This is a genomic window from Streptomyces sp. NPDC019396 (assembly GCF_040632375.1).
Lineage (GTDB): Bacteria > Actinomycetota > Actinomycetes > Streptomycetales > Streptomycetaceae > Streptomyces.
The window spans coordinates 47,574-73,151 of sequence record NZ_JBEYBS010000017.1 but is presented as its reverse complement, the minus strand read 5'-3'; the positions used below and the strand labels follow the sequence as shown (position 1 = coordinate 73,151).

22 protein-coding genes and 1 pseudogene are annotated in these 25,578 nt (G+C 70.8%); 11 read left to right on the top strand and 12 right to left on the bottom strand.

Features of this window, described 5'->3' with window-relative positions; translation table 11 throughout:
• Positions 1 to 244: 244 nt before the first annotated feature.
• Together ABZ532_RS20450 and ABZ532_RS20445 are read right to left on the bottom strand one after the other, a co-directional pair.
• The gene (locus tag ABZ532_RS20450) at positions 245 to 919 is read right to left on the bottom strand and encodes a hypothetical protein (protein ID WP_361285293.1); all 675 of its coding nucleotides are present in this window, start codon (positions 917 to 919) and stop codon (positions 245 to 247) included.
• 256 nt (positions 920 to 1,175) lie between these two features.
• Positions 1,176 to 1,961, bottom strand: coding sequence for an SDR family oxidoreductase (locus ABZ532_RS20445; protein ID WP_361285290.1), 786 nt, complete (start codon positions 1,959 to 1,961; stop codon positions 1,176 to 1,178).
• Between the two features lie 383 nt (positions 1,962 to 2,344).
• On the opposite strand from ABZ532_RS20445, the gene ABZ532_RS20440 reads away from it, so the two are divergent.
• Positions 2,345 to 2,878 (top strand): hypothetical protein, encoded by a 534-nt coding sequence (locus ABZ532_RS20440; protein ID WP_361285287.1) that lies wholly within the window; start codon positions 2,345 to 2,347, stop codon positions 2,876 to 2,878.
• Positions 2,879 to 2,911: 33 nt separating this feature from the next.
• Here ABZ532_RS20440 and ABZ532_RS20435 read toward each other — a convergent pair whose 3' ends face one another.
• Positions 2,912 to 4,291 (bottom strand): MFS transporter, encoded by a 1,380-nt coding sequence (locus ABZ532_RS20435; protein ID WP_361285284.1) that lies wholly within the window; start codon positions 4,289 to 4,291, stop codon positions 2,912 to 2,914.
• A 184-nt stretch (positions 4,292 to 4,475) separates the two neighbouring features.
• Here ABZ532_RS20435 and ABZ532_RS20430 point away from each other — a divergent pair, with 184 nt between their 5' ends.
• From ABZ532_RS20430 to ABZ532_RS20420, 3 genes are all read left to right on the top strand, one after another.
• Entirely contained in the window at positions 4,476 to 4,751 is a 276-nt protein-coding gene (locus ABZ532_RS20430; RefSeq protein WP_361285281.1) for a hypothetical protein, read from the top strand.
• Positions 4,752 to 4,775: 24 nt separating this feature from the next.
• Entirely contained in the window at positions 4,776 to 5,213 is a 438-nt protein-coding gene (locus ABZ532_RS20425; protein ID WP_361285278.1) for a hypothetical protein, read from the top strand.
• Positions 5,214 to 5,341: 128 nt separating this feature from the next.
• Positions 5,342 to 5,887 carry a hypothetical protein gene (locus ABZ532_RS20420; protein ID WP_361285275.1) on the top strand — a complete coding sequence of 182 codons (546 nt, stop codon included), beginning with the start codon at positions 5,342 to 5,344 and terminating at the stop codon, positions 5,885 to 5,887.
• A 58-nt stretch (positions 5,888 to 5,945) separates the two neighbouring features.
• Here the strand turns inward: ABZ532_RS20420 and ABZ532_RS20415 are convergent, their stop codons facing one another.
• Both ABZ532_RS20415 and ABZ532_RS20410 read right to left on the bottom strand, forming a co-directional pair.
• Complete coding sequence (locus ABZ532_RS20415) at positions 5,946 to 6,446, bottom strand: universal stress protein (protein ID WP_361285273.1); 501 nt, start codon at positions 6,444 to 6,446, stop codon at positions 5,946 to 5,948.
• A 5-nt stretch (positions 6,447 to 6,451) separates the two neighbouring features.
• Positions 6,452 to 7,707: pseudogene (locus tag ABZ532_RS20410) on the bottom strand (SLC13 family permease).
• Positions 7,708 to 7,771: 64 nt separating this feature from the next.
• Here ABZ532_RS20410 and ABZ532_RS20405 point away from each other — a divergent pair.
• Positions 7,772 to 8,356 carry a 3'-5' exonuclease gene (locus tag ABZ532_RS20405; RefSeq protein WP_361285270.1) on the top strand — a complete coding sequence of 195 codons (585 nt, stop codon included), beginning with the start codon at positions 7,772 to 7,774 and terminating at the stop codon, positions 8,354 to 8,356.
• Between the two features lie 39 nt (positions 8,357 to 8,395).
• Here ABZ532_RS20405 and ABZ532_RS20400 read toward each other — a convergent pair whose 3' ends face one another.
• The 5 genes from ABZ532_RS20400 to ABZ532_RS20380 form a co-directional block, all read right to left on the bottom strand.
• Positions 8,396 to 9,397, bottom strand: a complete 1,002-nt coding sequence (locus tag ABZ532_RS20400; RefSeq protein ID WP_361285514.1) for a glutathione S-transferase C-terminal domain-containing protein — start codon at positions 9,395 to 9,397, stop codon at positions 8,396 to 8,398.
• Between the two features lie 117 nt (positions 9,398 to 9,514).
• A complete protein-coding gene (locus tag ABZ532_RS20395; RefSeq protein ID WP_361285267.1) occupies positions 9,515 to 10,501 on the bottom strand; it encodes an FUSC family protein in 987 nt (328 codons plus the stop codon).
• A gap of 132 nt (positions 10,502 to 10,633) precedes the next feature.
• On the bottom strand, positions 10,634 to 12,514 hold the full coding sequence (locus tag ABZ532_RS20390) for a hypothetical protein (RefSeq protein ID WP_361285264.1): 1,881 nt from the start codon (positions 12,512 to 12,514) through the stop codon (positions 10,634 to 10,636).
• Positions 12,515 to 12,640: 126 nt separating this feature from the next.
• The gene (gene aspA / locus ABZ532_RS20385) at positions 12,641 to 14,077 is read right to left on the bottom strand and encodes an aspartate ammonia-lyase (RefSeq protein ID WP_361285261.1); all 1,437 of its coding nucleotides are present in this window, start codon (positions 14,075 to 14,077) and stop codon (positions 12,641 to 12,643) included.
• An 89-nt stretch (positions 14,078 to 14,166) separates the two neighbouring features.
• Positions 14,167 to 15,171, bottom strand: a complete 1,005-nt coding sequence (locus tag ABZ532_RS20380; protein WP_361285258.1) for an asparaginase — start codon at positions 15,169 to 15,171, stop codon at positions 14,167 to 14,169.
• A 128-nt stretch (positions 15,172 to 15,299) separates the two neighbouring features.
• Here ABZ532_RS20380 and ABZ532_RS20375 point away from each other — a divergent pair, with 128 nt between their 5' ends.
• On the top strand, positions 15,300 to 15,755 hold the full coding sequence (locus tag ABZ532_RS20375) for an Lrp/AsnC family transcriptional regulator (RefSeq protein WP_361285255.1): 456 nt from the start codon (positions 15,300 to 15,302) through the stop codon (positions 15,753 to 15,755).
• Between the two features lie 80 nt (positions 15,756 to 15,835).
• Here the strand turns inward: ABZ532_RS20375 and ABZ532_RS20370 are convergent, their stop codons facing one another.
• A complete protein-coding gene (locus ABZ532_RS20370; protein WP_361285252.1) occupies positions 15,836 to 16,336 on the bottom strand; it encodes a hypothetical protein in 501 nt (166 codons plus the stop codon).
• A gap of 189 nt (positions 16,337 to 16,525) precedes the next feature.
• Between ABZ532_RS20370 and ABZ532_RS20365 the strand changes: the two genes are divergently transcribed.
• Positions 16,526 to 17,665, top strand: coding sequence for a PP2C family protein-serine/threonine phosphatase (locus tag ABZ532_RS20365; protein WP_361285249.1), 1,140 nt, complete (start codon positions 16,526 to 16,528; stop codon positions 17,663 to 17,665).
• 30 nt (positions 17,666 to 17,695) lie between these two features.
• Here the strand turns inward: ABZ532_RS20365 and ABZ532_RS20360 are convergent, their stop codons facing one another.
• Complete coding sequence (locus ABZ532_RS20360; protein WP_361285511.1) at positions 17,696 to 17,950, bottom strand: EF-hand domain-containing protein; 255 nt, start codon at positions 17,948 to 17,950, stop codon at positions 17,696 to 17,698.
• A 187-nt stretch (positions 17,951 to 18,137) separates the two neighbouring features.
• On the opposite strand from ABZ532_RS20360, the gene ABZ532_RS20355 reads away from it, so the two are divergent.
• The 4 genes from ABZ532_RS20355 (at position 18,138) to ABZ532_RS20340 (ending at position 25,575) form a co-directional block, all read left to right on the top strand.
• Positions 18,138 to 20,588 carry a SpoIIE family protein phosphatase gene (locus ABZ532_RS20355; protein ID WP_361285246.1) on the top strand — a complete coding sequence of 817 codons (2,451 nt, stop codon included), beginning with the start codon at positions 18,138 to 18,140 and terminating at the stop codon, positions 20,586 to 20,588.
• Between the two features lie 340 nt (positions 20,589 to 20,928).
• Positions 20,929 to 22,662, top strand: a complete 1,734-nt coding sequence (locus ABZ532_RS20350; RefSeq protein ID WP_361285243.1) for an ABC transporter ATP-binding protein — start codon at positions 20,929 to 20,931, stop codon at positions 22,660 to 22,662.
• Complete coding sequence (locus ABZ532_RS20345; protein WP_361285240.1) at positions 22,659 to 24,449, top strand: ABC transporter ATP-binding protein; 1,791 nt, start codon at positions 22,659 to 22,661, stop codon at positions 24,447 to 24,449. The genes ABZ532_RS20350 and ABZ532_RS20345 overlap by 4 nt, the downstream gene beginning before the upstream one ends.
• Before the next feature lie 58 nt (positions 24,450 to 24,507).
• On the top strand, positions 24,508 to 25,575 hold the full coding sequence (locus tag ABZ532_RS20340; RefSeq protein WP_361285237.1) for an ABC transporter substrate-binding protein: 1,068 nt from the start codon (positions 24,508 to 24,510) through the stop codon (positions 25,573 to 25,575).
• Positions 25,576 to 25,578: the final 3 nt, after the last annotated feature.

The window sequence follows — 25,578 nt, the reverse complement described above, 5'->3', positions numbered from 1 at the left end:
GAACGAACGCAATTGACGGAACGCCGACAATTGCCTCACAACTTCTTGACCATCTGTTGTTCGTTTGGAGAACACAACTGTCCGGCATTCGACTAGCTTTGACGACGTGTCATCTGCCGGTCCCTGGTGGCCTCTGGAGAAACCCAGCTCTCCGCGTCCCGCAACGCGGGTACGAAAAAGCCCGCCACCGCTGTGTACTCACAGCGGTGGCGGGTCGGCTCTCGCGGTGCGAAAACCGGCAGTGTCAGCCGCCTACGGCCTCGTAGAGCCCACGGCCTGCCCGGTGGACACGGGAGGTCGCGACGAGACGGTCCAAGGTGCTGCGGACGGTGTTGATGTTGCCCGCGCTGCCGTCACGACCGATCGCGTGGGCCACGTCACGGGCACGCAGAGCGGTACCGGCCTGGCCGTTGAGGACGGTGAGCACCTGGTCGGTAAGGCCCGTGCCGTCCGCGGCCGTGCGCTCCTCCGGCTCCGGCTCCGGTGAGGGCTTCGTCCTCGCCGTCTTGGCGGTTGCGGGCTTCTTCGCAGTACGGCGCTTGTCCGCCTGCTTTCCGACCGTCTTGGAAGCGGCACGCTTCCTCGCACTCGCAGCCGACCCGCGGGCCGGCTTGGCCTCACTCGGCCCGGCAGCAGTAGCAGCGGCGACCTCCTCCGCAGGGGCGGGGGCCGTTTCCGTGGCCTCCTGCTCCGCCGCGACGACCACCTGCTCGCTCTCCGCGGTGCGGGGACGAGGAAGTGTGGTGGCCGACAAGGCGCTCAGCGCTGTCAGTGCGCCGCGCACTGATTCCAGCCGATCGGAGACCACTGCAAGCTCTGCCTGCAACGCCGCCTGCTGTTTCTCCAGTTGAGGAAGCTCTGCTTGGAGCAGAGTCGTTGTTGCTTCGACGCTGCCCGTTGCGTTGACTTCTGCTGTCATTGGTGCGCTCCAGAGAAGTGAAGAGTGCAGCTTGGGACGTGCCTGCGTGATTTCGGGGTGCGACCGTTGCCCTGACCGGTGGCACGTGCACGTGTGACTGTCACAAGTTGTCGCTCAGTTGTGTTGCCATCATCCCGTGGGACGAGAGCGACACCGTACCACCGAGACCCCCGCACATGAGCTGGTCGGAGCGAGATCTGAGAACCACAAACGCCGCCTGACACGTGGGCGAGTGGGCCCGTGGCACCGGTGACGGTCACACCTGCCGCAGTGCGCCGCCGTCAACTCCCCACTCTGAACCGGTGACTTGGCAGGCCAGCGGCGAGAGCAGATAGGCCACGACCGGAGCGACATCGTCCGGGCTCCCGATCCGCCCCGACGGCAGTCGGCGCACCTCACGGATGAAGTGGTCGACCGCTTCATCCGCCGGCAGCCCGAACCGCTCGCCGAGCTGCTCGGCGAATCCGCCCGGTGCGTCGAACAGTGCGGTTCGCGTAGGGCCGGGCAGCACGACGTTCGAACGTACGCCCTGTGGCCCGAACTCGCCGGCGAGTGCCTTCGACACCGAGAGCAGCGCGGTCTTCGCAGCCGCGTAGTCGGCGATGGCCGGCTCGGGGAGGCGGGCGGCCTCGCTCGCGACATGCACAACGGCAGCGCCGTCGGACTGCAGGAGTACGGGCAGTGCGGCACGGGTCATCCGCACCGCCGAGTGGAGGTTGGTCTCGAACGTCGCCTTCCACTCCTCGTCGGAGATGTCGAGGAAGCCCTGGTGGGAGCGCACTGCTCCCACATTGTTGACCAGGCCGTCCAGCCGCCCGTGACGCTCGACGACACGGGCGACGACGTACTCGGCGGCCGCCGGTTCCGACAGATCCGCAGTGACGGTGCTTCCCCGCCCGCCGGGTGCGTCGATCGTCCACGGCTTGCGGGCGACGCCGACGACCGTGGCTCCCTCGGCGGCAAGCAGCCTGGCAACGGCCGCGCCGATCCCCGAGGAGGCACCGGTGATGAGATACACGCGGTCTTCGATACGCAGGTCCATCGGGGTTCCTCGAAGGGCGGCGAGGGGAGACGGTGGGTGATCGGCCGACTGGGCTCAGCGATGAGCTGTGGCGCCGGAGTCACGCTACCCGCGCCCGCGGCCACCACCGGCCGCGTAAACACGGTGACGCGGAGACGCCACGAAAAGTCACCCGATCGCGGTGCGATGGGGGTGTCGCTGGACGTGCGAGGGCCTGGCCGTACGTCACAGAAGAGTCGTTACTGGTACTTTCATGATGATTTCGGCGGTGAGAGTCGCCGAATTCCGTGTGCGGAGCGGTTCGCGGTTCTCGCGCTTCCTGTCCGCCTCATTGCGTGTACCTGTACGTATCAAGGCCGGGAGTGGTCATGCGGAGGTTGTGGGCATCGGGCGTGAGCCTTGTCATGGCGGCTGCGGGAGTGTTGGGCGCCGCGGGGACGGCCGGCTCCGTGCCGCACCAGGCACCGGCTGCGGCCGCCGGGTGTGCGACCGCCTGGGGGAGCCGCGTCAAGTCCGCCGTGGACGCGGACGGGAAGTCGCTGAAGAACATCACGACCAGTCAGGGCAGGTGCTACGACCGCATGGTCTTCGAGGTCGGCGGAGCCACAAAGCGGCTCGGCTATCGCGTGGGCTATGTGGATGCCTTCCGCCGGGACGGTTCCGGCGACGCGATGCGAGTGGCCGGGGGCGCCATCCTCCAGGTCTTCGTATCCGCGCCCAGCTGTGACCCGAACACCCTGAGGCAGACCTACCGGGGGCGGGCGGGTAAGCCGCTGCCAGGCGTGAACGTCACCGGGTACCGGACGTTCAGGGATGCCAGGTTCGGATCGAGTTTCGAAGGGCAGACCCAGGTCGGACTCGGCGTCCGCGCCAGGCTCCCCTTCAGGGTGACGCAGTCGCACGACAAGCTGATCGTGGACGTGGCCCACAGCTGGTGATCCTCGCAGCCGTCAGGGCAGGAGCCGGGCGGATCACGTCGCCTTCCGCTTGGGCGGCACACACAGCCACGCGAGCACCGCGGCTGTCAGATAGGCAACCGCCCCGACAGCCATGCTGGTGCGCAGCCCCGCCCCGTAGTCCGGCGCGGTGGCGAGCAGCGTGCCGCCCAGCGCCACGCCCGTGGCGCTGCCGATCTGGCGCGTGGTGTTGAACAGAGCTGATGCGGTCCCCGAGTACCCCGTCGGGGCCGCCTCCATCACGGTGGCGGTCGAGCCGGTGAGGGCGAAGGACGTGCCGAAACCCGCCGCCATCATCGGGGCCACCAGCAGGGGGTAGGCGGGGTCGTCTCCCGCGGCGACCCAGCCCGCGAGTCCCAGGGCGGCCAGGATCATGCCGGAGATCACCAGTGGTCTGTGGCCGGTGACACGGCTCAGCCGCCCCGACAGAACGGAGGCGAACATCGTCATCGCCACCGCCGGGAACAGCGCCGCCCCCGCGCCGAGTGCGCTGAAGCCGCGTTGGTGCTGGAAGTCCAGGCTCGCGGTGAAGACCATGCCGTAGAAGGCGAAGTTGAACAGCAGGCCGATGGCGGCCCCACCGCTCGTCGCGCGCGAGCGCATCAGGCCAAGCGGCAGCACCGGGGACCGGGCGAGCCATTCGCGTACCACGAACGCCACGGCGGCCAGCACGGCCAGTCCCGCCCCGGCGAGGACGGCCGGATCGGTCCAGCCCCGCCGTCCCGCCTCGTTGAGAGCCGCGGTCAGCGCCGCCACCGCCGTGACGACGGCCAACTGCGCCGGCCAGTCCAGGGCCCGGGTGGGGTCCCGGGGGGAGGGTGCGACATGGCGCAGTGTCAGCACGAGGCAGGCGAATCCCACGGGCACGTTGATGAAGAAGACCCAGCGCCAGCCCACTGTGGAGACGATCACCCCGCCCAGCAGCGGCCCCGCCGAGGCGGCGATGCCCGCCAGCGATCCCCAGAGCCCGAACGCACGCGCGCGCGTGGCGGCATCCGGGTAGGCATGCTGAAGCAACGCGAGCGACCCGGGCACGATCAGCGCCGCACCGAGCCCCTCCACCAGCCGGGCGGCAACCAGGCTCACGGTGTTCTGCGCGAGTGCGCACGCAGCCGATGACGCGATGAACACGCCCACGCCGGCACAGAAGATCCGGCGGTTTCCCAGCCGGTCACCCAGTGCGCCACCGGTCAGCAGCAGGCCGGCGAAGACCAGGGTGTACCCGTCGGTGATCCACTGGAGGGCGGTGAGCGGGGCCGACAGGTCCCGGCCTATGACCGGGACGGCGACATTGATGATCGTCACGTCCAGGATCACCATGAAGTACCCGGCGCACACGGCCAGCAGCGGTCTCCAGGACTGCTTCCCGGGCGCCAGGGCCGACTCGGACGGCACGTTCTCAGCTCCCTCCGCATACGGAGATCACTGCCGAAATTCCACGATAGGCGTGGAGCGGACTGTCGGCGATTTGTCAAGCCCCGAGTTTCAGCGGCGTGACGGGAATTCCGGTCCAGGGGTTAATTGAGTCAACGGTTCACGTAAATCACGTGGATGTTCTCTCTTATAAAGGAGAAAAGTCATGGCTCGCACTTCCCGTACCCGCCGTCTCATCGTGCTGAGTGCCGCATCCGCTCTGGCCGCGGGAGGTGTGCTGCTGCCCACGAGTGCTTTCGCGGCCACGGATTCGCACCACGCGGTGACCGCGAAGTCAGCCCCCCAGGGTGACCACTGGCGCCACGGAAACCGTGGCGGTGGCGGCGGCGGTGGCCAGAGCACCGGGCGGGGAAACGTCATCATCATTTTCGGCAACGGAAATACCGTGCCCATCAACAACGGCACCGTCAACAATCGCTGAGTAGCAATTTCAAAGGAGAATCCCATGTCTCGCAATGTCCACTCCCACGACATCTCCCGTCCCAAGCGTCCGCGCTTCCGGCTCGTGGCCGTGCTCGCCTCGGCCACACTGATCGGCGGCGGAGTGATCTTTCCAGCCAGCGCGATGGCGGCCCCGAAGCCCGCCGCATCCGTAGTGAGCCTCGCCGACCACCACCCCGAAGTGAGGGCCGGCACCGGCGGTGCGGGTGGTACCGGGATCTTCGGTGGCACCGGCGGTGCGGGTGGTACCGGGATCTTCGGTGGCACCGGCGGTGCGGGTGGTACCGGGATCTTCGGTGGCACCGGCGGCACGGGCGGTACTGGCATCTTCGGTGGCAAGGGCGGCCCCGGTGGTACCGGTGTCTTCGGCGGCACGGGCGGTCCTGGTGGTACCGGGCTCTTCGGCGGCACCGGTGGCCCGGGCGGCGTCGGCATCTTCTGACCACTGCCCTACGGCCCGGACCGTGCGTGTCCGGGCCGTGCCGGCCCACACGGGAGGCCCCGGCGACCCGGGGCCTCCCGGCACACAGCATGTGAGACCAAACCCCCAGTTACGGAACGGAGTTCGCCATGTCCAGAAGCCTTTGGCGGCGTCCAGCCATCCTCGCGGCGACCGCAGCGGCCCTCGCACTCGGCACTGCCTGCGCCGCGACCCCGTCGCAGAGCGCACACGCAGCACCTCATGCCGGTCGTGGCGACCGCCTGGCCCAGACTTCCGACGGCAGCCGTGGAGGGCTGCTCGGCCAGCCGGGTGAGCCCGGCAAGCCGGGCCTCGGAAGCCGTGGCGGTGATGGCGGTCGCGGTGGCGACGTCCTCGGCGGCACGGGTGGCCGGGGTGGTGACGGCGGCGACGGTGGCTGGGGCGGAGACGGAGGCCGGGGCGGCGACGCAGTCGGCTGTCTCCGGCTGAGCGACCTGCCGGACAAGCCGAAGCAGAAACTCACGGTCGCGGACAAGGTGCGGATCGTGATGGTCGTGCTCTACGGGGACGTCACCAGTGCCGAGGTCGCGGGTAAGTACAAGATCCCGGAAAAGGATGTCGACGCCTGGAAGCAGCAGGCCCTCGACGGTGACTGGCTCAGCCTCACCGGAGTGGGTCCGCCCTTCCCCTCATGACGCGCAGACCGGTCGGCCTTCTGCCGCCTCGCCGCCTCGTCGGCCCCGACACGGGAGGTCACTCGTGGTGGTGCGGCCCGGGCGGCGGTGGCGGCAGGGTCGCCGTGCCGGGTGCGGCTTCGGGCCAGACCAGCAGCACCGGGCACGGGGCGTGGTCGACGATGAAGCGGCTGGCGGGGCCGAGGCTGCGAGGGCCGAGGTGTGAGCGGTCGCCGTCACGGGCGAGGACGAGAAGTCCCGCACCCTCGGCTGCGGTGACGACTTCCTGCTCGGCGCGCCCCGTGCGTTCCTCGCGGGTGCAGGGGAGCCCCAACCGCTCGGCCGCGGCCGCGAGCAGCTGTTCGGCGGAGGCGGCGGCGAGGTGTTCCATCGCCGTGCCGGGGTCGCGATCGGGACGGGCACGCCCGAGCAGCCCGGCGTATGCGCCATGGGCGGCGCCGGGCACCTCCGGGCCTGACACATGCAGCAGCGCGATATCGGCGTTCTCGGGTGCGTGGGCACGGACCGCGTCGACACAGGCGGGCCAGGTGCCCTCGACGATCCAGGCGATGATGGTCACGTTGTTCAGCCTCCGATCACATGGAGCGAGGCCCACAGTGCCAGCACCGAGAGCAGCAGTGCGGCCGGCACGGCGAGCAGTCCGAGGCGGGTGAACTCGCCCAGGTCCACCTCGGTGTCGTGTTCGCGCACGATACGTCGCCACAGCAGGGTGGCGAGGGAACCCGCGTAGGTGAGGTTGGGCCCGATGTTCACACCCAGCAGCACGGCCAGTACGGCGCCCGGGCCGGCGGGTGCGGTCAGCGGTAGCAGCACCAGTACCGCGGGCAGGTTGTTGATGAGGTTGGCCAGCACGGCGGCGAGTGCAGCGATGGCCAGCAGCGCGGGCAGCCCTGTGCCGTCCGGCACCACATGCCCCAACGCGTCGTCGAGGCCGTTGTCCACGACGGACCGGACCACGATCCCCAGGGCCAGGACGAACGCGAGAAACGGCACCGCCGCCGCGCGCACGATCGCGGTGGGCGTGGTGCTGCGCCGGGCCAGGGCCCGGCAGGCGAGCACCGTGCCCCCGCAGCTGCCGCCCACGCCGGGCTGATCCCCAGCGCGGAGGTCACCACGAAACCGGCCAGTGTGCAGGTCACCGTGGCAAGAGCGAACACCGGCACGTCGCGGGAAGCAGGGGCCGTCGGCAGTTGGGCCCCGGCATCAAGGTCGGTGGCGAAGAAACGTCGGATGACCACGAACTCCACACCGATGGCCACGAGCCACGGCAGGGCCATGAGCGCGGCGAAGCGGGTGAAGCTCAGCCCGCTGGCGGCGAACGCGAGCAGGTTGGTCAGGTTCGACACCGGAAGGAGCAGCGAGGCGGTGTTGGACAGATGGGTGCAGGCGTAGACATGGGGTCTGGGCCGGGCACCGAGCCGGGCGGCGGTGGCGAACACCACGGGGGTGAGCAGCACCACCGTCGCGTCCAGGCTGAGCACCGCGGTGATCAGCGAGGCCACCATGAACACATGGACCAGCAGCCGGCGCGGCCGACCTGCCGCGGTGCGGGCCATCCAGGCCCCGCAGGCCTGGAACAGGCCCTCGTCGTCGCACAACTGAGCCAGTACCAGCACGGCGGCGAGAAAGCCGATCACCGGTGCGAGCCGTGCCGTCTCCTCCGCCGCATGGTCGAGGGAGATCGCCCCGGTGGCGACAACAAGCCCCGCCGCGGGGACCGCGACGACGGCTTCCGGCCAGCCCCAGGGGCGCATCACGGCGCAGGCCAGAACCGCCACGAGCAGTACGGCGGAGAGGGTTTCGGCAAACGGGGCGCTCAGGGTCGGTGCCTTTCCGGGGAAAACACGGTGACGGGAGGGGGACCGTCTCCCTACTGTCAGCAGTATGGATGTCAGGAGTGCACAACAGCCCGGAGGGCTGCTGAACGTGGTGGATGTCGAGGCAACGTGCTGGGACGGCGATCCGCCACCCGGTGCGGTCAGTGAGATCATCGAGGTCGGGCTGACGGTGGTCGATCTCGCCAAGGGCGAGCGAGTGGCGCGCCATCGCATCCTCGTACGGCCCTCCAGATCCGCCGTCAGCGCCTTCTGCACCGAGCTGACCGGACTCACCCAGGAGGAGGTGGACACCGGAGTGGGCTTCGCCGAAGCCTGCCGGCTGCTCGCGAAGGAACACCAGGCGGGCATGCGTCCCTGGGCCAGTTGGGGTGACTACGACCGCCACCAGTTCACCCGGCAGTGCGGCGCCACCGGTGCCGGGTATCCGTTCGGCCGTCAGCACACCAACGCCAAGGCGACCTTCACCAAGGCCTACGGGCTGCGCAAGCGGCCCGGAATGGCCCGGGCGCTCAGCATCGCCGGACTGCAGCTGGAGGGGCGGCATCACCGTGGCGAGGACGACGCCTGGAACATCGCTGCTCTTGTCCTCGACCTCGCCGCCCGGGACGCCTGGCCCGAAGCCACTTGCTGAGAAGCGGGACGTGCCCACCGCGGCGCGGAGACCAGAGGCTCAGTCGGTCAGTGGCGTGTGACCGGCCGGTACCGTCTCTTCGGGCGCGGTCGGCCCGGGCGGTGTGCCCGTGCCGAACGGGCGCCCACCCAGTGCCGCACGGTCGTGCGACCCGAGCCAGTTGGCGAGGTCGGGCCCCGCCGGCACGATCCCCGTCGGGTTGATGTCCCGGTGCACCAGGTAGTAGTGCCGCTTGATGTGGTCGAAGTCCACCGTGTCGCCGAAACCGGGAGTCTGGAACAGGTCCCGCGCGTACGCCCACAGCACCGGCATCTCCGACAGCTTCTGCCGGTTGCACTTGAAGTGGCCGTGGTAGACGGCATCGAAGCGCACCAGTGTGGTGAACAGCCGTACATCCGCCTCGGTGATCGTGTCCCCGACGAGGTAGCGGGAGCGTTCGAGCCGCTGGGACAGCCAGTCGAGCCGGTCGAAAAGCCGCCGGTAGGCGTCCGCGTACGACTCCTGCGATCCGGCGAAGCCCGCCCGGTAGACGCCGTTGTTCACGTCCTTGTAGACCGCCTCGTTCACCGCGTCGATCTCCGGACGCGACGCGGACGGGTAGAGCACCGGCGCTCCCTCGCGGTGGTAGGGCTCCCACTCCGCCGACATGTCGATCGTGATCTGAGGAAAGTCGTTCGTCACCACCCGGCCCGTCGGGACGTCGACGATCGCGGGCACGGTGATGCCCCGCTCGTACCCGGGATCGCGGGCGAAATACGCCTCCTGGAGCCGTTCGATACCGAGCACCGGGTCACGTCCGCCCGGATCGAGGTCGAACGTCCAGCTGCGCTCGTCGTGCGTGGGGCCGGCGATGGCCATGGGCAGCGCCCGCTCGAGCCCGAGCAGCCGCCGCACGATCACCGCCCGACTCGCCCACGGACAGGCACGGCTGACCACCAGGCGGTACCGGCCCGGCTCCACCGGGAAACCGTCACGTCCATCGGCGGTGATCCGGGTGGTGATGTACCTGCTGTCGCGTGAGTACGATCCACCGGGGTTCACATAGGTCACATATGAGCCCTACCCCGTGGGCGGCGTGGCAAAAATGCCGGTGAGGATCCAGAGGATTCGACCACCCCATGAGGGGTGAAGGCCCCGCCACCGCCCCTGCGCGGGTGCTCAGCGTGCCCGGTCACGTCCCGGAGCGCGGGTGCGGGCGTCCCGGGCGCGCAACCACCACTCGAAGACGGCGTAGGCGAGGACCGCGAGGGCTGCCCCGCAGAGGGTGAGCCCGATCCTCGTGGCCGCGAGTTCCCAGTCTCCCGTGCCGTGTTGCATACCGAAGAACAGGGCCACCATGGTGAGACACAGCGTCCACCAGCCGTAGCGGGCGGGCCCCACCAACTGCATGGCGAACACGGCGACAGCGGCGCTGGCCGCCAGCAGCAGGTCCGGCAGTGCGGGGGTGAGCAGCACCGCGGCAAGAACGCCCCCGCCGAGTGTGCCCAGCACGCGGGCACGGACACGGGCGTGGAACACCGAGGGCTCCGGCTTCGCCACCCGCAGCGCGGACGTGGTCAGCCACACCGAGTGCGGCGACGGGATGAACCACGCCGTCGCCGTGCCCACCGCGCCGATGACCGCCAGCAGCCCCGCGTACGGAACACCCTCGCGCCGCAGTCGTACGGCCTGCCGGGGCGCCGGACCGGTGGGCGTACCGGTCGCCGCGATGACTGCGGCCTGCCACAGCGTGCCCATCGCGAACGCCGCCGCGTACTCCCACCACGGCACCCCGTGCGCCAGATTCACACCGGCGAGGAGGAAGGACAGGGCCGCCATGGCCGCGATCATCCGCAGGGGCCCGCCGGCCGTCTCGAACATCCCCTGGAGCCCCGCGAGCAACGTGGCACCCGCGACGAGCCCCAGCGGCTCGTCGGCCGCGGCTGCTCCGGCGGCTGCCGCCACGCTCAGATACGCGCAACCCCAGAGCATCACCGGGCCGCGCGGGCGCTCGCGCAGCGCGCAGAACGCCGCCAGAAGCAGATAGGCGCCGAAGGAGCAGGCACCGCCCCACGCCATCCGGCCGGTACCCAGACCGAGGGCCAGTGGGGTCATGACGGCGACGGCACGGGCGAGAGCCGTCAGCCGTGTACTCGAAACCGGCACGCCCACTCCTTGTCAGGTGCCTGCGCCTGTCTGCGCCGTGGATCCGGACGGGTCCATGGTCGCGGGTGCCGCGCGGCGGCAGGGGGCACCGCGCCGTCATCTGCCGGGCCGCCGTCGCCACGGCCTCGCGGCTCAGTTGCGGCGCAGCACCCGGTTGGCCGATGTGGCGGCGACGGTGGCCAGGAGCCAGCCCGCGCAGATGAGGAGGAACGCGAGCCACTGGTACGGGCCGTCCGCCGCGTAGAAACGGTCCTGTCCCAGGTCGGTGAGGGGAATGAGCAGGTCGAGGGTGTACAGCGGCGCGTTGAACGCGGGGTACGGTCCGTCGCCGACCGGCTTCGGGTGGTGTGCCGAGAACACACCGGACCCCAGGGCCAGCAGCAGAAGGAGCAGCCACAGGGCGCGCCGGGGCAGATACCCGTAGCCGATCACCAGGTCCTGGAGCAGTCCCCAGAGCCGCTGCGGTGCGGGCAGGGTGGCACGCAGCCGCCGGTGCTTGGCGAGCAGCACGGTCCGGGCGTCGGCGTCGCGACCAATGCGCTGGTAGTGGGCGGCGAGCTGCTCGTACGGCTGGGGTATGAAGCCGGCGGGGTCCCTCGTGAGCCAGGAAAGGCGATCGGTGGAAGGGACCCGGCCGGGCAGCGCGTCGTACTGGAGGCCGTCCAGCACGATCGTGCCGGGCCAGGTGGAGCCGTCGTCGCGCAGGACCCCGAACGTGGCGAAGCTCAGATCGACGCAACCGGTCGGCGCCTCGCGCAGCAACAGCGACAGTTCCGGGGCGGTGACTCGCCGCAGTATCAGGGCGTCGCCGTCACCGGGAGAGGTGATCACCGCCCCGGCGAAGGAGATCCGGCTCGCCACGGCAGCGCTGCTGAGCCAGACGGTGCCGCGCGCGGTGATGTCCTGGCACACGATCCGTGCCCCCACCACCAGGTTGCGTGCCCGGAGCGCTATGCCGTCGTGTCCGGTGAGCTCGGCGCCTTCCAGCAGCAGCGAACCGCCGATCCTGGCCCCGGAGAACTCCAGTGCGCCCACCGCGACGAAACCGCGGCGCGCGTGGAGGTCCCCACCGACCTGGATGCGGAACGCCCTGATCGCCGGGCCGTCGCGATGGGTCAGCCGCGCGCCGTCCAGGTTGACCGTGCCCCGGATCTGAGTGTCGCGCAGGTCCATGCAGCCGGTCACCCGGACACCTTCGCCGCCCTGGAGGTTGCCGTCCACGGTCGCGCACACCAGCCCCAACGCGGTCTGGCCGCGGCCGGTGCCACGGCCCGTCAGGGTCGCCTCCTCGATATGGACCGAGCCGCCGATGGACGCGCGGTAGAGGTTGATCGGTCCTTCGTTGACGAAGCCCCGGTCGAGGTGGAGGCTGCCCCCGACGACGAGTTCGGGTGCGCGCAGGCGAGCCTCAGGGCCGACCAGCCGCGCAGCGCGGAAGCCCAGGTACTCCTGGATGTTCGCGCTGCCCAGGTCCACGGCGCCGCCGCAGTGCAGCCCGCTGGCCGACATCCCCTGCTCCACACTCAGCGACTGGGCGTCGAGCGCCGGGCGTCCCGGCAGGGCCTCCAGCCGGCACCCGTCGAGGCTCAGCCAGGCGCCGACGGTCAAGGAGCGCAGATCGAGTGTGCCGGTCACCCGGCAGTCGACGAACTTCGCCTCCCGAACGGTCGCCGCGCCGGTGGCCGCCAGCCCGGGCAGGTCGCAGCCGACGAGTTCGAGGGCGTCCAAGCGCGCACCGCGCAGGTTGAGCACGCTGTCGAAGGTGCACTGACGCAGTCGGACAGGCACGCCGATGCCGACATCGGCCAGATCGAGCTCGCCGGTGATCCTGGCACCCCGCAGATGAAGCCTCGCCGTCTGACCGGCCTCCGGCGCAGGGGCGGTCAGCAGCAGTGAACGTAACGCCGCGGCCCCGACCGCAGTGGCGTCGCACCACTCGCCGCGCCGGTACTGCCACCACATGTGCTGCTCGTCCGCTGTCCAGTGGTCCGGTGGGCTGAGGGACGGCGTCACCGATGTGGGTCCTCTCCCGTCCGGCGGTGCTGGTGCTGGTGCTGGTGCTGGTGCTGGTGCTGGTGCCGGTGTGCGGCTGCCGCAGTCCGGTGCGGCAGCCGCGAGCCGTCCCAACAGTCAATCACGTCAGTGAAGTCGACCGGCCTCCGGGCTGCTGTGCGGGCGGGCGAGGTTGGCCGGTCGCAGGATGCGCTGGAGCTCCTCCCTCGTCAGCAGCCCCTTGTCGAGCACGAGCTCCTGGACGCTCCCCCCCGTGACAAGGGCTTCCTGCGCGACGGCGGTGGCCTGCTCGTAGCCGATGTGCGGGTTCAGCGCCGTGGCAAGACCGATGGAGCGGCCGACGAGGTGCGCGAGGTGCTCGCGGTTGGCGGTGATGCCCGAGACACAACGCTCGGCGAGCGACACACACCCCGCCCTCAGATGCGTCAGGCTCTTCAGCAGGCTGTGGGCGATCAGCGGCTCGAAGGCGTTGAGCTGGAGCTGACCGGCCTCGGCGGCCATGGTCACCGCCATGTCGTTGCCGATGACCTCGAAGGCGATCTGGTTGACCACTTCGGGAACGACGGGGTTCACCTTGCCCGGCATGATGCTGGAACCCGCCTGCACCGGCGGCAGGTTGATCTCGGCGAATCCGGCACGGGGCCCGGACGACAGGAGCCGGAGGTCGTTGCAGGTCTTGGACAGCTTGACGGCGATCCGCTTCAGCACACCTGACAGCTGGACGAACGCCCCGGCGTCCTGGGTCGCCTCGACGAGGTCGGCGGCGACGGTCAGCGGGAGTCCGGTGAGGTCCTGGGCATGACGGCAGGCCAGCTCCGCGTACCGGGGATGGGCGTTGAGTCCGGTGCCGATGGCGGTGCCGCCGAGGCTGATCTCATGGATCAGCGCCCGTGCCTCGGTGAGGCGCTGGCGGTCCTCGTCGAGCATGACGGCGTAGGCGGCGAACTCCTGGCCCAGGGTCATGGGAACCGCGTCCTGGAGCTGAGTGCGGCCCATCTTGAGTACGTCCGCGAACTCCTCCGCCTTCGCGGCGAACGCGGTGCGAAGCTGCCCCATGGCTTCCAGCAGACGCTGGGCGGCGAAGTCGAGCGCGATCTTCACTGCGGTGGGATACACGTCGTTGGTGCTCTGCCCCGCGTTGACGTGCTCCAGCGGGTGGAGGACCGCGTAGTTCCCCTTCCGCTCCCCGAGGAGTTCGAGCGCGCGGTTGGCGATGACCTCGTTGGCGTTCATGTTGGTCGAGGTGCCCGCGCCGCCCTGGATCACATCGACCACGAACTGGTCATGGAGCTTCCCGGAGCGGACCTCCTCGCAGGCGGTGGTGATCGCATCCGCCCGGTCGGCCGTCAGCAGTCCGAGATCACGGTTGGCCAGGGCCGCGGCCTGCTTGACGCAGGCGAGCGCGGTGACGAGGTCCGGATAGCGCGAGATCGGAGTGCCCGTGATGGGGAAGTTCTCCACCGCCCGGAGGGTGTGGATGCCGTAGTAGGCGTCGGCGGGGATGTCGCGGTCGCCCAGCAGGTCGTGCTCGGTGCGGAACTGGGGGCTGGTGTGCGCGGCCATGGGATGAGGACTCCAGAGGAAGGACGGGTGTGGAGGCGGGAGTGGACCGCGGGCTTGCGGGTTCCGCTCCGGACGGCTTCGAGGCCCGCCTAGGCCGGGGCGAACACCCCGGTACGCGGCTCGGCGAGGGCATGCCGCAGCACCTGGTCGCGTGCCGTCCCGTCCGTGCCGGCGAGCAGGGCGCTGAGCACGGCGATACGGGCCTGTCCTGCACGCAGGGTCCCGGTCGGTACGGCCCCGGCGGCGACGAGATCGACCGCGCCTCCCTGGGTGTAGATCTCGGTCACAGGGCCGGACGCCACCCGCGTGGTCAGAGCGACGAGCACGCCCCGGGAGACGGCGGAGGCGACCGCTTCGACGAACTCGGGAGTGGCGTTGCCGGCGCCGGTGGCGACCAGGACGATGCCCTGGGCCCCCGCGTCCAGGGCCGCGTCGAACAGCAGGGCGTCGGCGCCGGCGTGGTGCATCACCATGTCGACGCGGGGCGGGATGCCGGGCATGGCCGGCAGACCGAGCGGGGTCGGCCGCTTGGGGTGCCGTTCGATGGCGACCCGGCCGAAGCCCATGGCTCCCAGGGGCGCGCCGGACGGGTCGGCGAAGGCGTCGGCCACCAGTGTCTCCGTCTTCACCGTGCCGCGGGCGGAGTGGACCTTGCCGGCGAAGACGACGAGCACGCCGAGACCGCGCACTGTCGCGGCGGTCAGCAGGGCGTCGTGAAGGTTCCCCGGGCCGTCGCCGTCCGCTGCCTCCAGGGGGACCTGGGCACCGGTGAAGACCACCGGGCGGGGGTCGTCATGGTGGAGGTCGACCAGGAACGCCGACTCCTCGAGTGTGTCGGTGCCGTGTGTGACGACGATGCCGTCCACTCCGGGGTCGCAGAGCACCTCGTGCACGGTGTGCAGCAGTGTGAGCTGGTGGGCGGTGGTGAGACGCGGGCTGTTGACCCGGAACAGGTCGACCACTTCGACGGACACACCGTCGGGCACCGGGGCGGTCGCCATGACCTCGTGTCCCTGGGCGTTCGCGACGAACCCAGGGCCCTGCCGCCGGCTGGCTATCGTCCCTCCGGTGCTGATGACGACGATCCTGCGCACGTGTGGGCTCCCGTTCCGGTTCGATTCGTGTTCGCCTTCCGATACAGCGCAATGATAGAAGGCATATCGCGCAAATCGATTGCCACTTTCAGCCTGGCGGTCGAGAATCTTTAGCGGACAATTGCGTCATGGATGAGATTGACCGCGCAATCTTGCGTGAGCTCCAGAGCGACGGCCGGCTGAGCAACCAGGAACTGGCACAGAGGGTCGGCCTGACCCCTTCCCCCTGCATGCGCCGTGTTCGTCAGCTGGAACAGGACGGAGTGATCCGGGGATATCGGGCGATCATCGACCCCGAAGCGGTGGGGCGGAGCTTCGAGGTGCTCGTCTCCATCGAGGTGAAGCGCGACCGTGAGGCGGTCGAGGCGTTCGAGGCGGCGCTCGACGACATCCCCGACGTCATCGAGGCCTACCGGCTGTTCGGCAGTCCCGGATGTCTTCTGCGCATCGCCGTGGCGGACCTGCGTGCCTACGAGCGCCTGTGGATCGAGAAGCTGACCGCGCTGTCAGGCGTCACCGAGGTCAATTCGCAGATCATCATGAAGCGGATCAAGGAGTCGGCCGGACTGCCGGTGAGCGGTTAGTCCCCGGACCGGGCCCGCGGGGGACAGGGCCTGCCTGAGCGTCCCGCCGCCACCTGGGCGCGGCGGGGGTGCTCCCGGGCTCATGGACGCGCCCACGATCGCAGCAGCGCCGCACGCTCGGACGGCTTCGGCGTGCCCTTCGGGCCGTGCTCACGACCCCATGCCTCAGCCGCACGAGGATCCGCGGTACCGGCCACGAAGCAGGCGAGGAGGTCCTGCGAGAGCGACACCTCTTCGACGCCGTACCCTCCGGCGGCCGCCGAGTGCACGCTCAGCTCCTCCGGCCCGTGCTCCGTCTCCAGCCGCAGCGTCATCGCGGGCGGGCCCCCGCCGAGAAACGCGCCTGCGGTGGCCGAGACCACCGACCCGATGAGCTTCGCGGCCCGGCCCGACGGCTCCCCCGTGGGCACGTCGGCGACGACCGCGGAACGCAGTCCGTCCCACGCCCACATCCGGGAACGCCCGGGCTCCACCGCCTCGACCCCTTGGGTGGTCAGCCTGACGCAGCCCCCGCCGGCTGCGGGCGGCGAGCCCACGTACAACCCGTACGGCGTGATCCAGAACAGCCCGACCATCGCCATGGCACCGTTCCCCGCTTCCCGCTGTCGACTGTCCGCAACGGACCGTAAGTCCCGCCCTCCAGCCCTACCGCCCCACGGGAACGCGCGGCCGCGGACACGCCGGGGAACCGCCGGGGAGGCGGAGCGGCCCGCGCCGCCGATGCCAGGCACTCGCCCGTGAGATCTTGTGTACGGCTTTACGGCGATATGATGCCTTATGTGATAGCGCCCGGACCGCTGCGAGGCCGTCGTCTTTCTTACGCTGGCCGCTGGCAAGCCGCTCAGCTGTCACCGCTGGCTCTGACCATCGTCATCGCCGGCTTCGCGTTCGCCACGCCGAGGGAGATCGCCCTCAGCCGCCTGCTGCCCGCCGCACCCGCACTCGCCGCCGCGATGTGGCCGGTGATCCCCACCCTTCTGCTGGGCGCGGGCTGCCTCCTCATCATGATCACACTCGGCTTCTTCTACACTGACCTGGGCACCCAGTACACGTCAGCCGCCATCGTGGCGGTCACCCTCGCGGCCGCGTACGCGAGCCATGTCCGGCTCCAGCGCGAGGAGGTGCTCTTCCATATCCGGCTTGTCGCCGATGCGGCCCAGAAGGTGCTGCTGCGCCCCGTGCCGCGCCGGATCGAGGGCGTCGAGATCGAGTCGCTGTACCTGGCGGCCCAGCAGCAGGCACGTATCGGCGGTGACTTCTACGAGGCGGCCGACACGCGGTACGGCATCCGGCTGCTCATCGGCGACGTCCGGGGCAAAGGTCTGTCCGCGGTGGGGGCGGCCTCGGCGGTGATCAGTTGCTTCAGGGAGGCCGCGTACGACGAGCCCGACATCACGGGCATCGTGCACCGGCTGGAGACCAGCATCATGCGCTACAGCGCCGCGCTCCCCGGCCAGGACCTTCCCGAGCGCTTCGCCACCGCGATCATCGCCGAGATCCCGCCGACCGGTACTCAGATGAGACTGCTCAACTGCGGACACCCACCTCCACTGCTGGTCCACAACAGGGAGGTACGCGTCCTGGACCCCACCACCCCCTCGCCGCCGCTCAATCTCGCGGCGCTCATCGGCGACCACTACGTCGTCGACACCGCGCCTTTCGCACCGGGCGACCAGCTGCTGCTCTACACCGACGGGGTGACGGAGGCCCGCGACCGGGCAGGCGAGTTCTTCCCCCTGACGGACTGGCTGCGTCAGCAGGGCCCGTTGCGGCCCCGTGAGCTGCTCGACCAGCTGCACCGCGACCTGCTGCGGTACGGCGGAGGACGGCTCGGCGACGACATCGCGGCCCTCGCGCTGCGATCCTCGGAGGCCGTGGGGGAGCAGGTGCCACACGACCCTGGGCCGTGACTGATGCGTCGGGTTCGGGTCAGGCGCCGGTCAGCGCCAGCCGAAGCGGCGGTCCACCACCGCCGCGAACTCCTCCAGGGTCAGTACCGCGTCCCCGTTCTGGTCGGCGGCGTCGAACAGCGCCGATGACGCGTCGGGATCCCCCAGCCCCCAGAAGGGCAGATCACCCGACGCGGCGAGCTGAGGCCCCTTCGTCCGCAGGGCGGTGATCACCTCTTCGCGGGTCAGGGTGCCGTTCGCATCGAGATCCAGCGCCCCGAACAGCTTTCGGGCCTTGTCGCTCACCACGTCGTCCCCGGTTCCTCTCACCTGAAGGGCGGGCCGACCCACCCGGTCACGGTGACAGACGCCTCCCAGGCGGTCCGGGTTCCATCGGGCTCGGCCCGCCCAGCCCGGCGCTCCGGAACGCGGCCGCAAGGTAAAGATCGCCTTCCGCATGCATATCCAACGGACCCGGTGGAGCATGAGAGAGATGACCGGATCCGTGCCCCTGATCAGCGAGAGCCCGGAGGACCCCTTCTCCATGGGTCGCGCCGCCTCTGTGGTGCTGGACGAACAGGGATCGGTGACCGGCTGGAGCGAACGGGCACACGCACTGCTCGGCTACACCCCTGACGAGGTCTACGGCCGGTCCGCCGCGCAGCTGCTCATCGACCCGCAGGACCGTGACCTCGTGAGGGAGGCCACCGCGCTGTGCCGAAGGGACAACGGCTGGTTCGGGTTCCTGCCGGTGCGGGACCGCCGGGGAGCGCGGCAGCACTTCGGCCTGCGCGTCAGGCGGCTGACCCGGAGCGCCGGTGCGGACGAGTGGTTTCTGGTCGGTGCCCCCGCACAGGAGGTCGCACAGTGGGAGCTCGACCGGAGGGTGATGGACGGTCTCTTCCGGCAGTCGCCGATCGGTCTGACCATCCACGATCCCTCGCTGGTCATCCTCAGGATCAACCGCGCGATCGCCGGTATCGGCGGGATCACCCCCGATCAGGCACGCGGCCACCGCATCGGTGACTTCCTGGTACGTGAGGACGCGGAGACGATCGAGGCGCGGTTGCGGCAGGTGCTGGAGACCGGGGCCCCGATGATCTTCACCGAGCAGCCCGGCCGGCTGCGGGGCGAGGCAGGGGAGCGGTTCGTCTCGGCCTCCGCGTTCCGGCTGGACGACGCATCGGGCGGGACGATGGGCGTGGCACTGCTCGTCGAGGACGTCACCGACCGGCACCGGGCGCGGCGCAGACTGGCGATGCTCAACCGGGCCAGCAAGAAGATCGGCACCACCCTCGATGTGGAGACCACCGCGCAGGAACTGGTGGACGCCGCCGTGCCCGGGCTCGCCGACTGTGTGACCGTCGACCTGCTTCAGGCTGTCGACCTGGGCGAGGAACCACTGCCCGGGGGAGAGGGGCTGCTGGTCAGGTCGGCACTGAAGTCGACCGCGCCGAACCCGGAGCGGGTGATGTATCCGGTGGGCACGCTCAGGGCGTTCCCGCCCGACGCGCCCCAGACGAAATCCCTGCTCACCAGACGCCCCGTCCTGGTCGCCGAGTTCGACCCCGGAGCGCCCGCGTCCGGGCTCGACCCGGAGCAGGCGGCCCACGCCCGCAAGCTGGGTGCCCACTCCCTGATGGTCGTGCCGCTGACCGCCCGCGGTCTGGTCCTCGGGCTGGTGTGCCTGTGGCGCTACGCGGTGACCGAGCCCTTCGAGGAGGACGACCTCACGCTGGCCGGTGAGTTCGCCGCACTCGCCGCAGTCTCCATCGACAACGCCCGCCGCTACACGCAGCAGCACCGTACGGCGCTCGCCCTGCAACGCCGTCTGCTGCCCGGAGAGTTCCCGCTGCACCCGGCGGTCGCCGTCGCGCACCGGTATCTCCCGGCCGGCGGTGCGGCCGGGGTGGGAGGGGACTGGTTCGACGTGATCCCCCTGTCCGGCGCCCGGGTGGCGCTGGTAGTCGGGGACGTGGTCGGCCACGGCATCAACGCCGCAGCGACGATGGGGCGCCTGCGCACGGCCGTCCACACCCTGGCCGATCTCGATCTCGAGCCCGACGAGGTCCTCTCCCACCTGGACGACCTCGTCACCCGGCTCGCCGTGGAACACGAAGCCTGGGACCAGGGCACCCCTAGCGAACAGGTGGTCGGCGCCACGTGTCTCTACGCCGTGTACAACCCGGTCTCGAAACTCTGCACACTGGCCCGCGCGGGCCACCCGCCCCCGGTGGTGCTCACGCCGGACGGACAGGCCAGCCTGCCCGAACTCCCGGCGGGTCCGCCGCTGGGGCTCGGCGGTCTGCCGTTCGAGTCCGTGGACCTGGAGCTGCCGGAGAACAGCACGCTGGCCCTGTACACCAACGGACTGATCGACGGCCCGCGGCATGACGTCGACGACGGGCTCACGAGGCTCTGCGAGGCGCTCTCGGGTCCGCCCGGGCCGCTGGACGAGACCTGCCAGACGATCGTCGACTCGCTGCTGCCCGTACGGCCCGCCGACGATGTGGCCCTCCTCCTGGCACGGACCCGGACACTGGACCCGTCCCGGGTCGCCACCTGGGTGCTGCCGGCGGAACCCACCGCACCGGCCAGGGCCCGTGGACTGACGGAGCGGCAGCTCGTCGAGTGGGGTCTTGACGAGCTGATCTTCACGACCGAGCTGATCGTCAGTGAGCTCGTGACCAACGCCTACCGGTACGCCGGCGACCCCGTGACGTTGCGGCTGATCCATCTCCACCGGCTCATCTGCGAGGTCTCGGACCCCAGTAGCACCTCACCGCACCTGCGCCGCGCCCGCAGCACCGACGAAGGCGGCCGTGGGCTGATGCTCATCGCCCAGCTCACCGCACGCTGGGGCACCCGGCACGCCCGGGAAGGGAAGACGGTGTGGACCGAGCAGGAGCTACCCTCCCGGACGGGCTCCGGCGCGCTGTTCTGATCGCGGCCGGCCGCCTGCCGAGCAGCGCGACCCGTCCCGCACGGAGCGTCGACGTCGGCCGCCGGGCTCGAGGTCGCGCCTGGCCGACCCGTGCGGGTGACAGGCGTTCCGGTGTGCCGTACGACCAGGTCGCCGCGATCATCCGCGCCGCACCCCGTGCTGCCGCCCTGTATTCGGTGCCGTGTCCCGTCGCCGTACTCGGCCACCGCCTCATCCGATCCGCACCCTCTTTCCGGGGTAGCCACGACCCTTTCCGGGGGTAGCCACGACGCGCAAAGCTGGTTAGCCTAACCTAAGTTGATGAACTCCTGCGCCCTGCAAACCGGACCCGGAGGGATGCGTGGGGAAGGCGGATCTCTCTGCACACGGCGTGCTCTGGCGAGCGGTCGGCGGCCAGCGTCGTGATGTCGCGCTCGGGGCGCTGCTCGGTGCCTGCCACCAGGGCGGCGAGGCGCTCGTGCCCGTCCTCATCGGTCTGGTCATCGAACGGGGCGTCGTCGAAGGCGACCCCACGGGCATGCTGCTCTGGCTGGGCGTACTAGGCGCCGTCTACGTCGGGCTGTCCTTCAGCTTCCGCTACGGCGCCCGAGCCGGAGAGCGTGCGGCCGTGACCGCCGCGCACCTGCTCAGGACCGAGGTGGTCGGCCGGGTCCTCGCCCCCGAAGGCGGGGCCGATGACGGGCGGTTGCCCGGTGAGCTCGCGAACACCGCCACGGAGGACGCCGAGCGCGTCGGCGCCGTCACCATGGCCCTCGTCGTCGGCACCGGGGCCCTCGTCGGCCTCGCGGTCGGCGCCGTGGCGCTGCTGCGGGCGTCCCTCGCCCTCGGGCTGCTCGTCCTGCTCGGTGCCCCGCTGCTGCTGTGGGCCGGGCACCTGCTGAGCAAACCCCTGGAGCGGCGCAGCGAGACCGAGCAGGAACGCGCCGCGCGCGCCGCGGGCGTCGCGGCGGACCTCGTGAGCGGGCTCCGTGTGCTCAAGGGCATCGGGGCCGAGCCGGCCGCCGTTGCTCGCTACCGGCGCATCAGCCGGGACTCCCTGTCCGCCACCCTGCGGGCGGCCCGGGCCGAGGCCTGGCAGCACGGGGTCGTCACCAGCCTGACCGGTGCCTTCATCGCCGTGGTGGCCCTCGTCGGCGGGCGGCTCGCCATGCAGGGTGACATCGGTCCTGGCGAGCTCGTCTCATGCGTCGCACTCGCCCTGTATCTCATCGGTCCGCTCTCCGAATTCCCCTGGGTCAACGCCGAACTGGCGCAGGGCCGTGCGTCGGCCGCCCGTATCGCCGGGGTCCTGGCGGCAGACCACGCCGTACTCCCGGTGGTCCCACGCCCCCCGCAGGCCGCCGCCGCGCCGCACGCCGAGGGCCGGCTGGGCCTGCGCCGCCTCGCGTACGGACCGCTGCGGTCCGTGGACGCCGACATCGCGCCGGGCGAGACCGTGGGCGTGGTGGTCACGGATCCCGCCGAGGCGACGGCGCTGCTGCACTGCCTGAGCCGCAGAGCCGACCCGGACAGCGGCGCCGTCGAACTGGACGGCCGGGCACTGACCACCCTGGACCTCGCCGAGGTGCGCCGGGCGATCCTCGTCGCCGAGCACGATGCCGACCTGTTCGAGGGGACCCTGCTCGACAACGTCACCGCCGCGGCCCCCGACCCCCGTTCCGCGGCCGGACGCGTCCGGCCGGACATCGCGGCCGCGCTGCTCGCATCCGCCGCGGACGAGGTCGTCCGTGCCCTCCCCGAGGGTGCCGGCACCGTGGTCAGCGCGCGGGGACGCTCCCTCTCCGGAGGCCAGCGCCAAAGGGTCGCCCTGGCCAGGGCGTTGGCCGCCGATCCGGCCGTGCTCGTGCTCCACGAGCCTGCCACCGCCGTGGACGCCGTGACCGAGGTGCGGATCGCCGCGGGCATCAGGGACATCCGCAGGGGCCGGACCACCCTGCTCGTCACCCGCAGCCCCGCACTCCTCGCCGTGACCGACCGGGTCGTGCTCCTCCACGAGGGCAGCATCCATGTCCGCGGCGAACACAGGGCGTTGCTCCACGACCACACCGGCTACCGTACGGCGGTGCTCACATGACCGTACCTCCGGCCGGGCGCCGAGGCGCCGCCGACGACCTGCTGCCCGTGGCGAGCCCCGCCCGGACCCGAGCGGCCGTGGCGCAACTGCTGCGCCCGCAGCGTCGCTTAGCCCTCGCCGCCGGCACCGTCATGGTCGCGGCCACGGCCGTCGGACTGCTCGTCCAACCGCTGCTCGGCAGGGTCGTCGACCTGGCCGTCGGCCACGGATCCGCCCACGCCCTCACCACGACCGCCGCTCTGCTCGTCGCCGTCGCCGTGGTCCAGGGCGTCACCACCGGCCTCGGCCTGTCCCTGGTCTCCCGGCTGGGTGAGACGACCCTCGCCCGGCTGCGCGAGCAGTTCGTGGAAAGGGCGCTGGGGCTGCCGCTGGACCGGGTCGAGAAGGCCGGGGCAGGCGATCTGACCGCCCGCGTCACCGCCGATGTGTCCCTGATCGCCGAAGCCGTGCGCAACGCCCTGCCCGAGCTGGTCCGTTCACTCCTCGCCATCGTGCTGACCCTCGGGGCGCTGGCCCTGCTCGACTGGCGGTTCCTGCTCGCGGCCCTCATCGCCGTCCCCGTACAGGCGCACACCGCACGCTGGTACGTGGGACGCGCCGTCCCCCTGTACGCCCAGCAGCGGGTGGCGGCCAGCGCCCAGCAGCAGCAACTGCTCGACACCGTCGGCGCGAGCCCGACCGTGCGCGCGTACCGGCTGGAGCGTGAGCACACCCGGCTCGTCGCCGAACGGTCCCGGTCCGTGCTGCGGTTGACGATGCGAGGCGTCCGGCTGGTGCTGGGCTTCTACAGCAGGCTGCACATCGCCGAGTACCTGGGACTGGCCGCCGTGCTGGTCACCGGCTACTGGCTGGTCGGCCAGGGCGCGGCCAGCATGGGCACGGCGACGGCCGCCGCCCTCTACTTCCACAGCCTCTTCACCCCGGTGAACTCGGCTCTCGTCCTGCTCGACGACGCCCAGTCGGCCACCGCGAGCCTCGCACGTCTCGTCGGTGTCACCGACCAGCCGCCACCCCGTACCTCGCCGTACACCGAGCCGGCCGCAGGAACCGACGTCACCGTCCGCGGTCTCAGCCACGCCTACCGCCCGGGCCATCCCGTCCTCCATGACATCGAACTGACGATCAGTCGGGGCGAACGGGTCGCGCTCGTCGGTGCTAGCGGAGCGGGCAAGACCACCCTCGCCCGACTGGTCGCCGGGATCCAGCCACCCACGGCGGGAGCCGTCCTGGTGGGCGGAGTCCCCCCGACCGAGCTCGGCCCCGCGGCAGCGGGCCGGAGCATCGCCCTGATCACCCAGGAGACCCACGTCTTCGCCGGGCCGCTCGCCGATGACCTGCGCCTGGGCAGAGCCGACGCCACCGATGAGGAACTGCGCGCCGCGCTCGACCGGGTCGACGCGCTCGACTGGGCGGAAGCACTGCCCGACGGCCTCGCCACCGTGGTCGGCGACGCCGGACACCGGCTCAGCGGCGCCCAGACACAGGCACTCTCCCTGGCCCGGCTCATCCTCGCCGACCCGCTCCTGGTGATCCTCGACGAGGCCACGGCCGAGGCGGGCAGCGCCGGAGCGCGCGCCCTGGAGAAGGCGGTCGCCCGCGCCGTGGACGGCCGCACGGCACTGATCGTCGCCCACCGCCTCAGCCAGGCCGCGGCCGCCGACCGCATCGTCGTCATGGACTGCGGACGCATCGTCGAGACCGGCACCCACGACACACTCCGCGCCGCCCACGGTGCCTATGCGGCGCTCTGGAAGGCCTGGTCGGACAGCCGCGAGCTCGACTCCTAGACCGCCACCCCCCGCACCACGCGCTCCACCGGAGCCCGACACGGAGGACCCGACACCCATGCCCCGTATCCGCAGCGCTCCACGGCTCGCCGCCGTGATCACCTCCGCCCTCCTGCTGCTCACCGCCACCGCGTGCGGCGACGGCTCCGACCTTGGTACAACCAGTGCCGGATCCGGGGCGACTGCCTCCTCCGGAAAATCCGCGTTCCCGGTCACCCTCACGCACAAGTACGGCAGCACCACCATCACGGCCGAGCCCAAGCGGATCGTCACCGTGGGCCTCACCGACCAGGACGCGGTGCTCGCCCTGGGCAGGGTGCCGGTCGGCACCACCGAATGGCTCGGCGGCTACGAGGGCGCCATCGGGCCCTGGGCACGGGACGAACTGTCCGGTGGCCAGACCCCGACGGTGCTCGAGGACACCGGCACCGGACCTCAGGTGGAGAAGATCGCCGCGCTCAGGCCGGACCTGATCCTCGCCCTGTACGGCGGTCTGACCAAGGAGCAGTACCGGTCGCTGTCCGCGTTCGCCCCCGTGGTCGCCCAGCCCGAGGAGTACAACGACTACGGGATTCCCTGGCAGGAACAGACGAAGACCATCGGCCGCGCTCTCGGCAAGGCGGCGGAGGCCGTGAAGGCCGTCGAGTCCACCGAGGGCGCGATAGCCGCCGCGGCCGAGGAGCACCCCGAGTTCAAGGGCGCCTCCGCCGTGATGGCGACACCCTACGAGGGCATGTTCGTGTTCGGCAGCCAGGACCCGCGTTCACGCATCCTCAGCGGTCTCGGACTCACCCTGCCAGGCGGTCTCGACAAGGCGATCGGCGACCAGTTCGGTGCGAACATCAGCAAGGAACGCACCGATCTGCTCGACCAGGACGCGATCGTGTGGATCGTCGGCGACCCGGCCGAGGACACCGCGAAGCTGCACGCGGATGCTTCGTACAAGAACCTGAAGGTGGTGAAGGAGGGCCGTGAGGTCTTCGTGGACGAGTCGAGCGACTACGGCAACGCCACGTCGTTCGTCTCGGTGCTCAGCCTGCCGTATGTGATCGAGCGGCTGTCACCGCAGCTCTCGGCGGCCGTCGACGGGAAGCCGGGCACGCAGGTCGGGCAGCCCGCGTCCTGACGG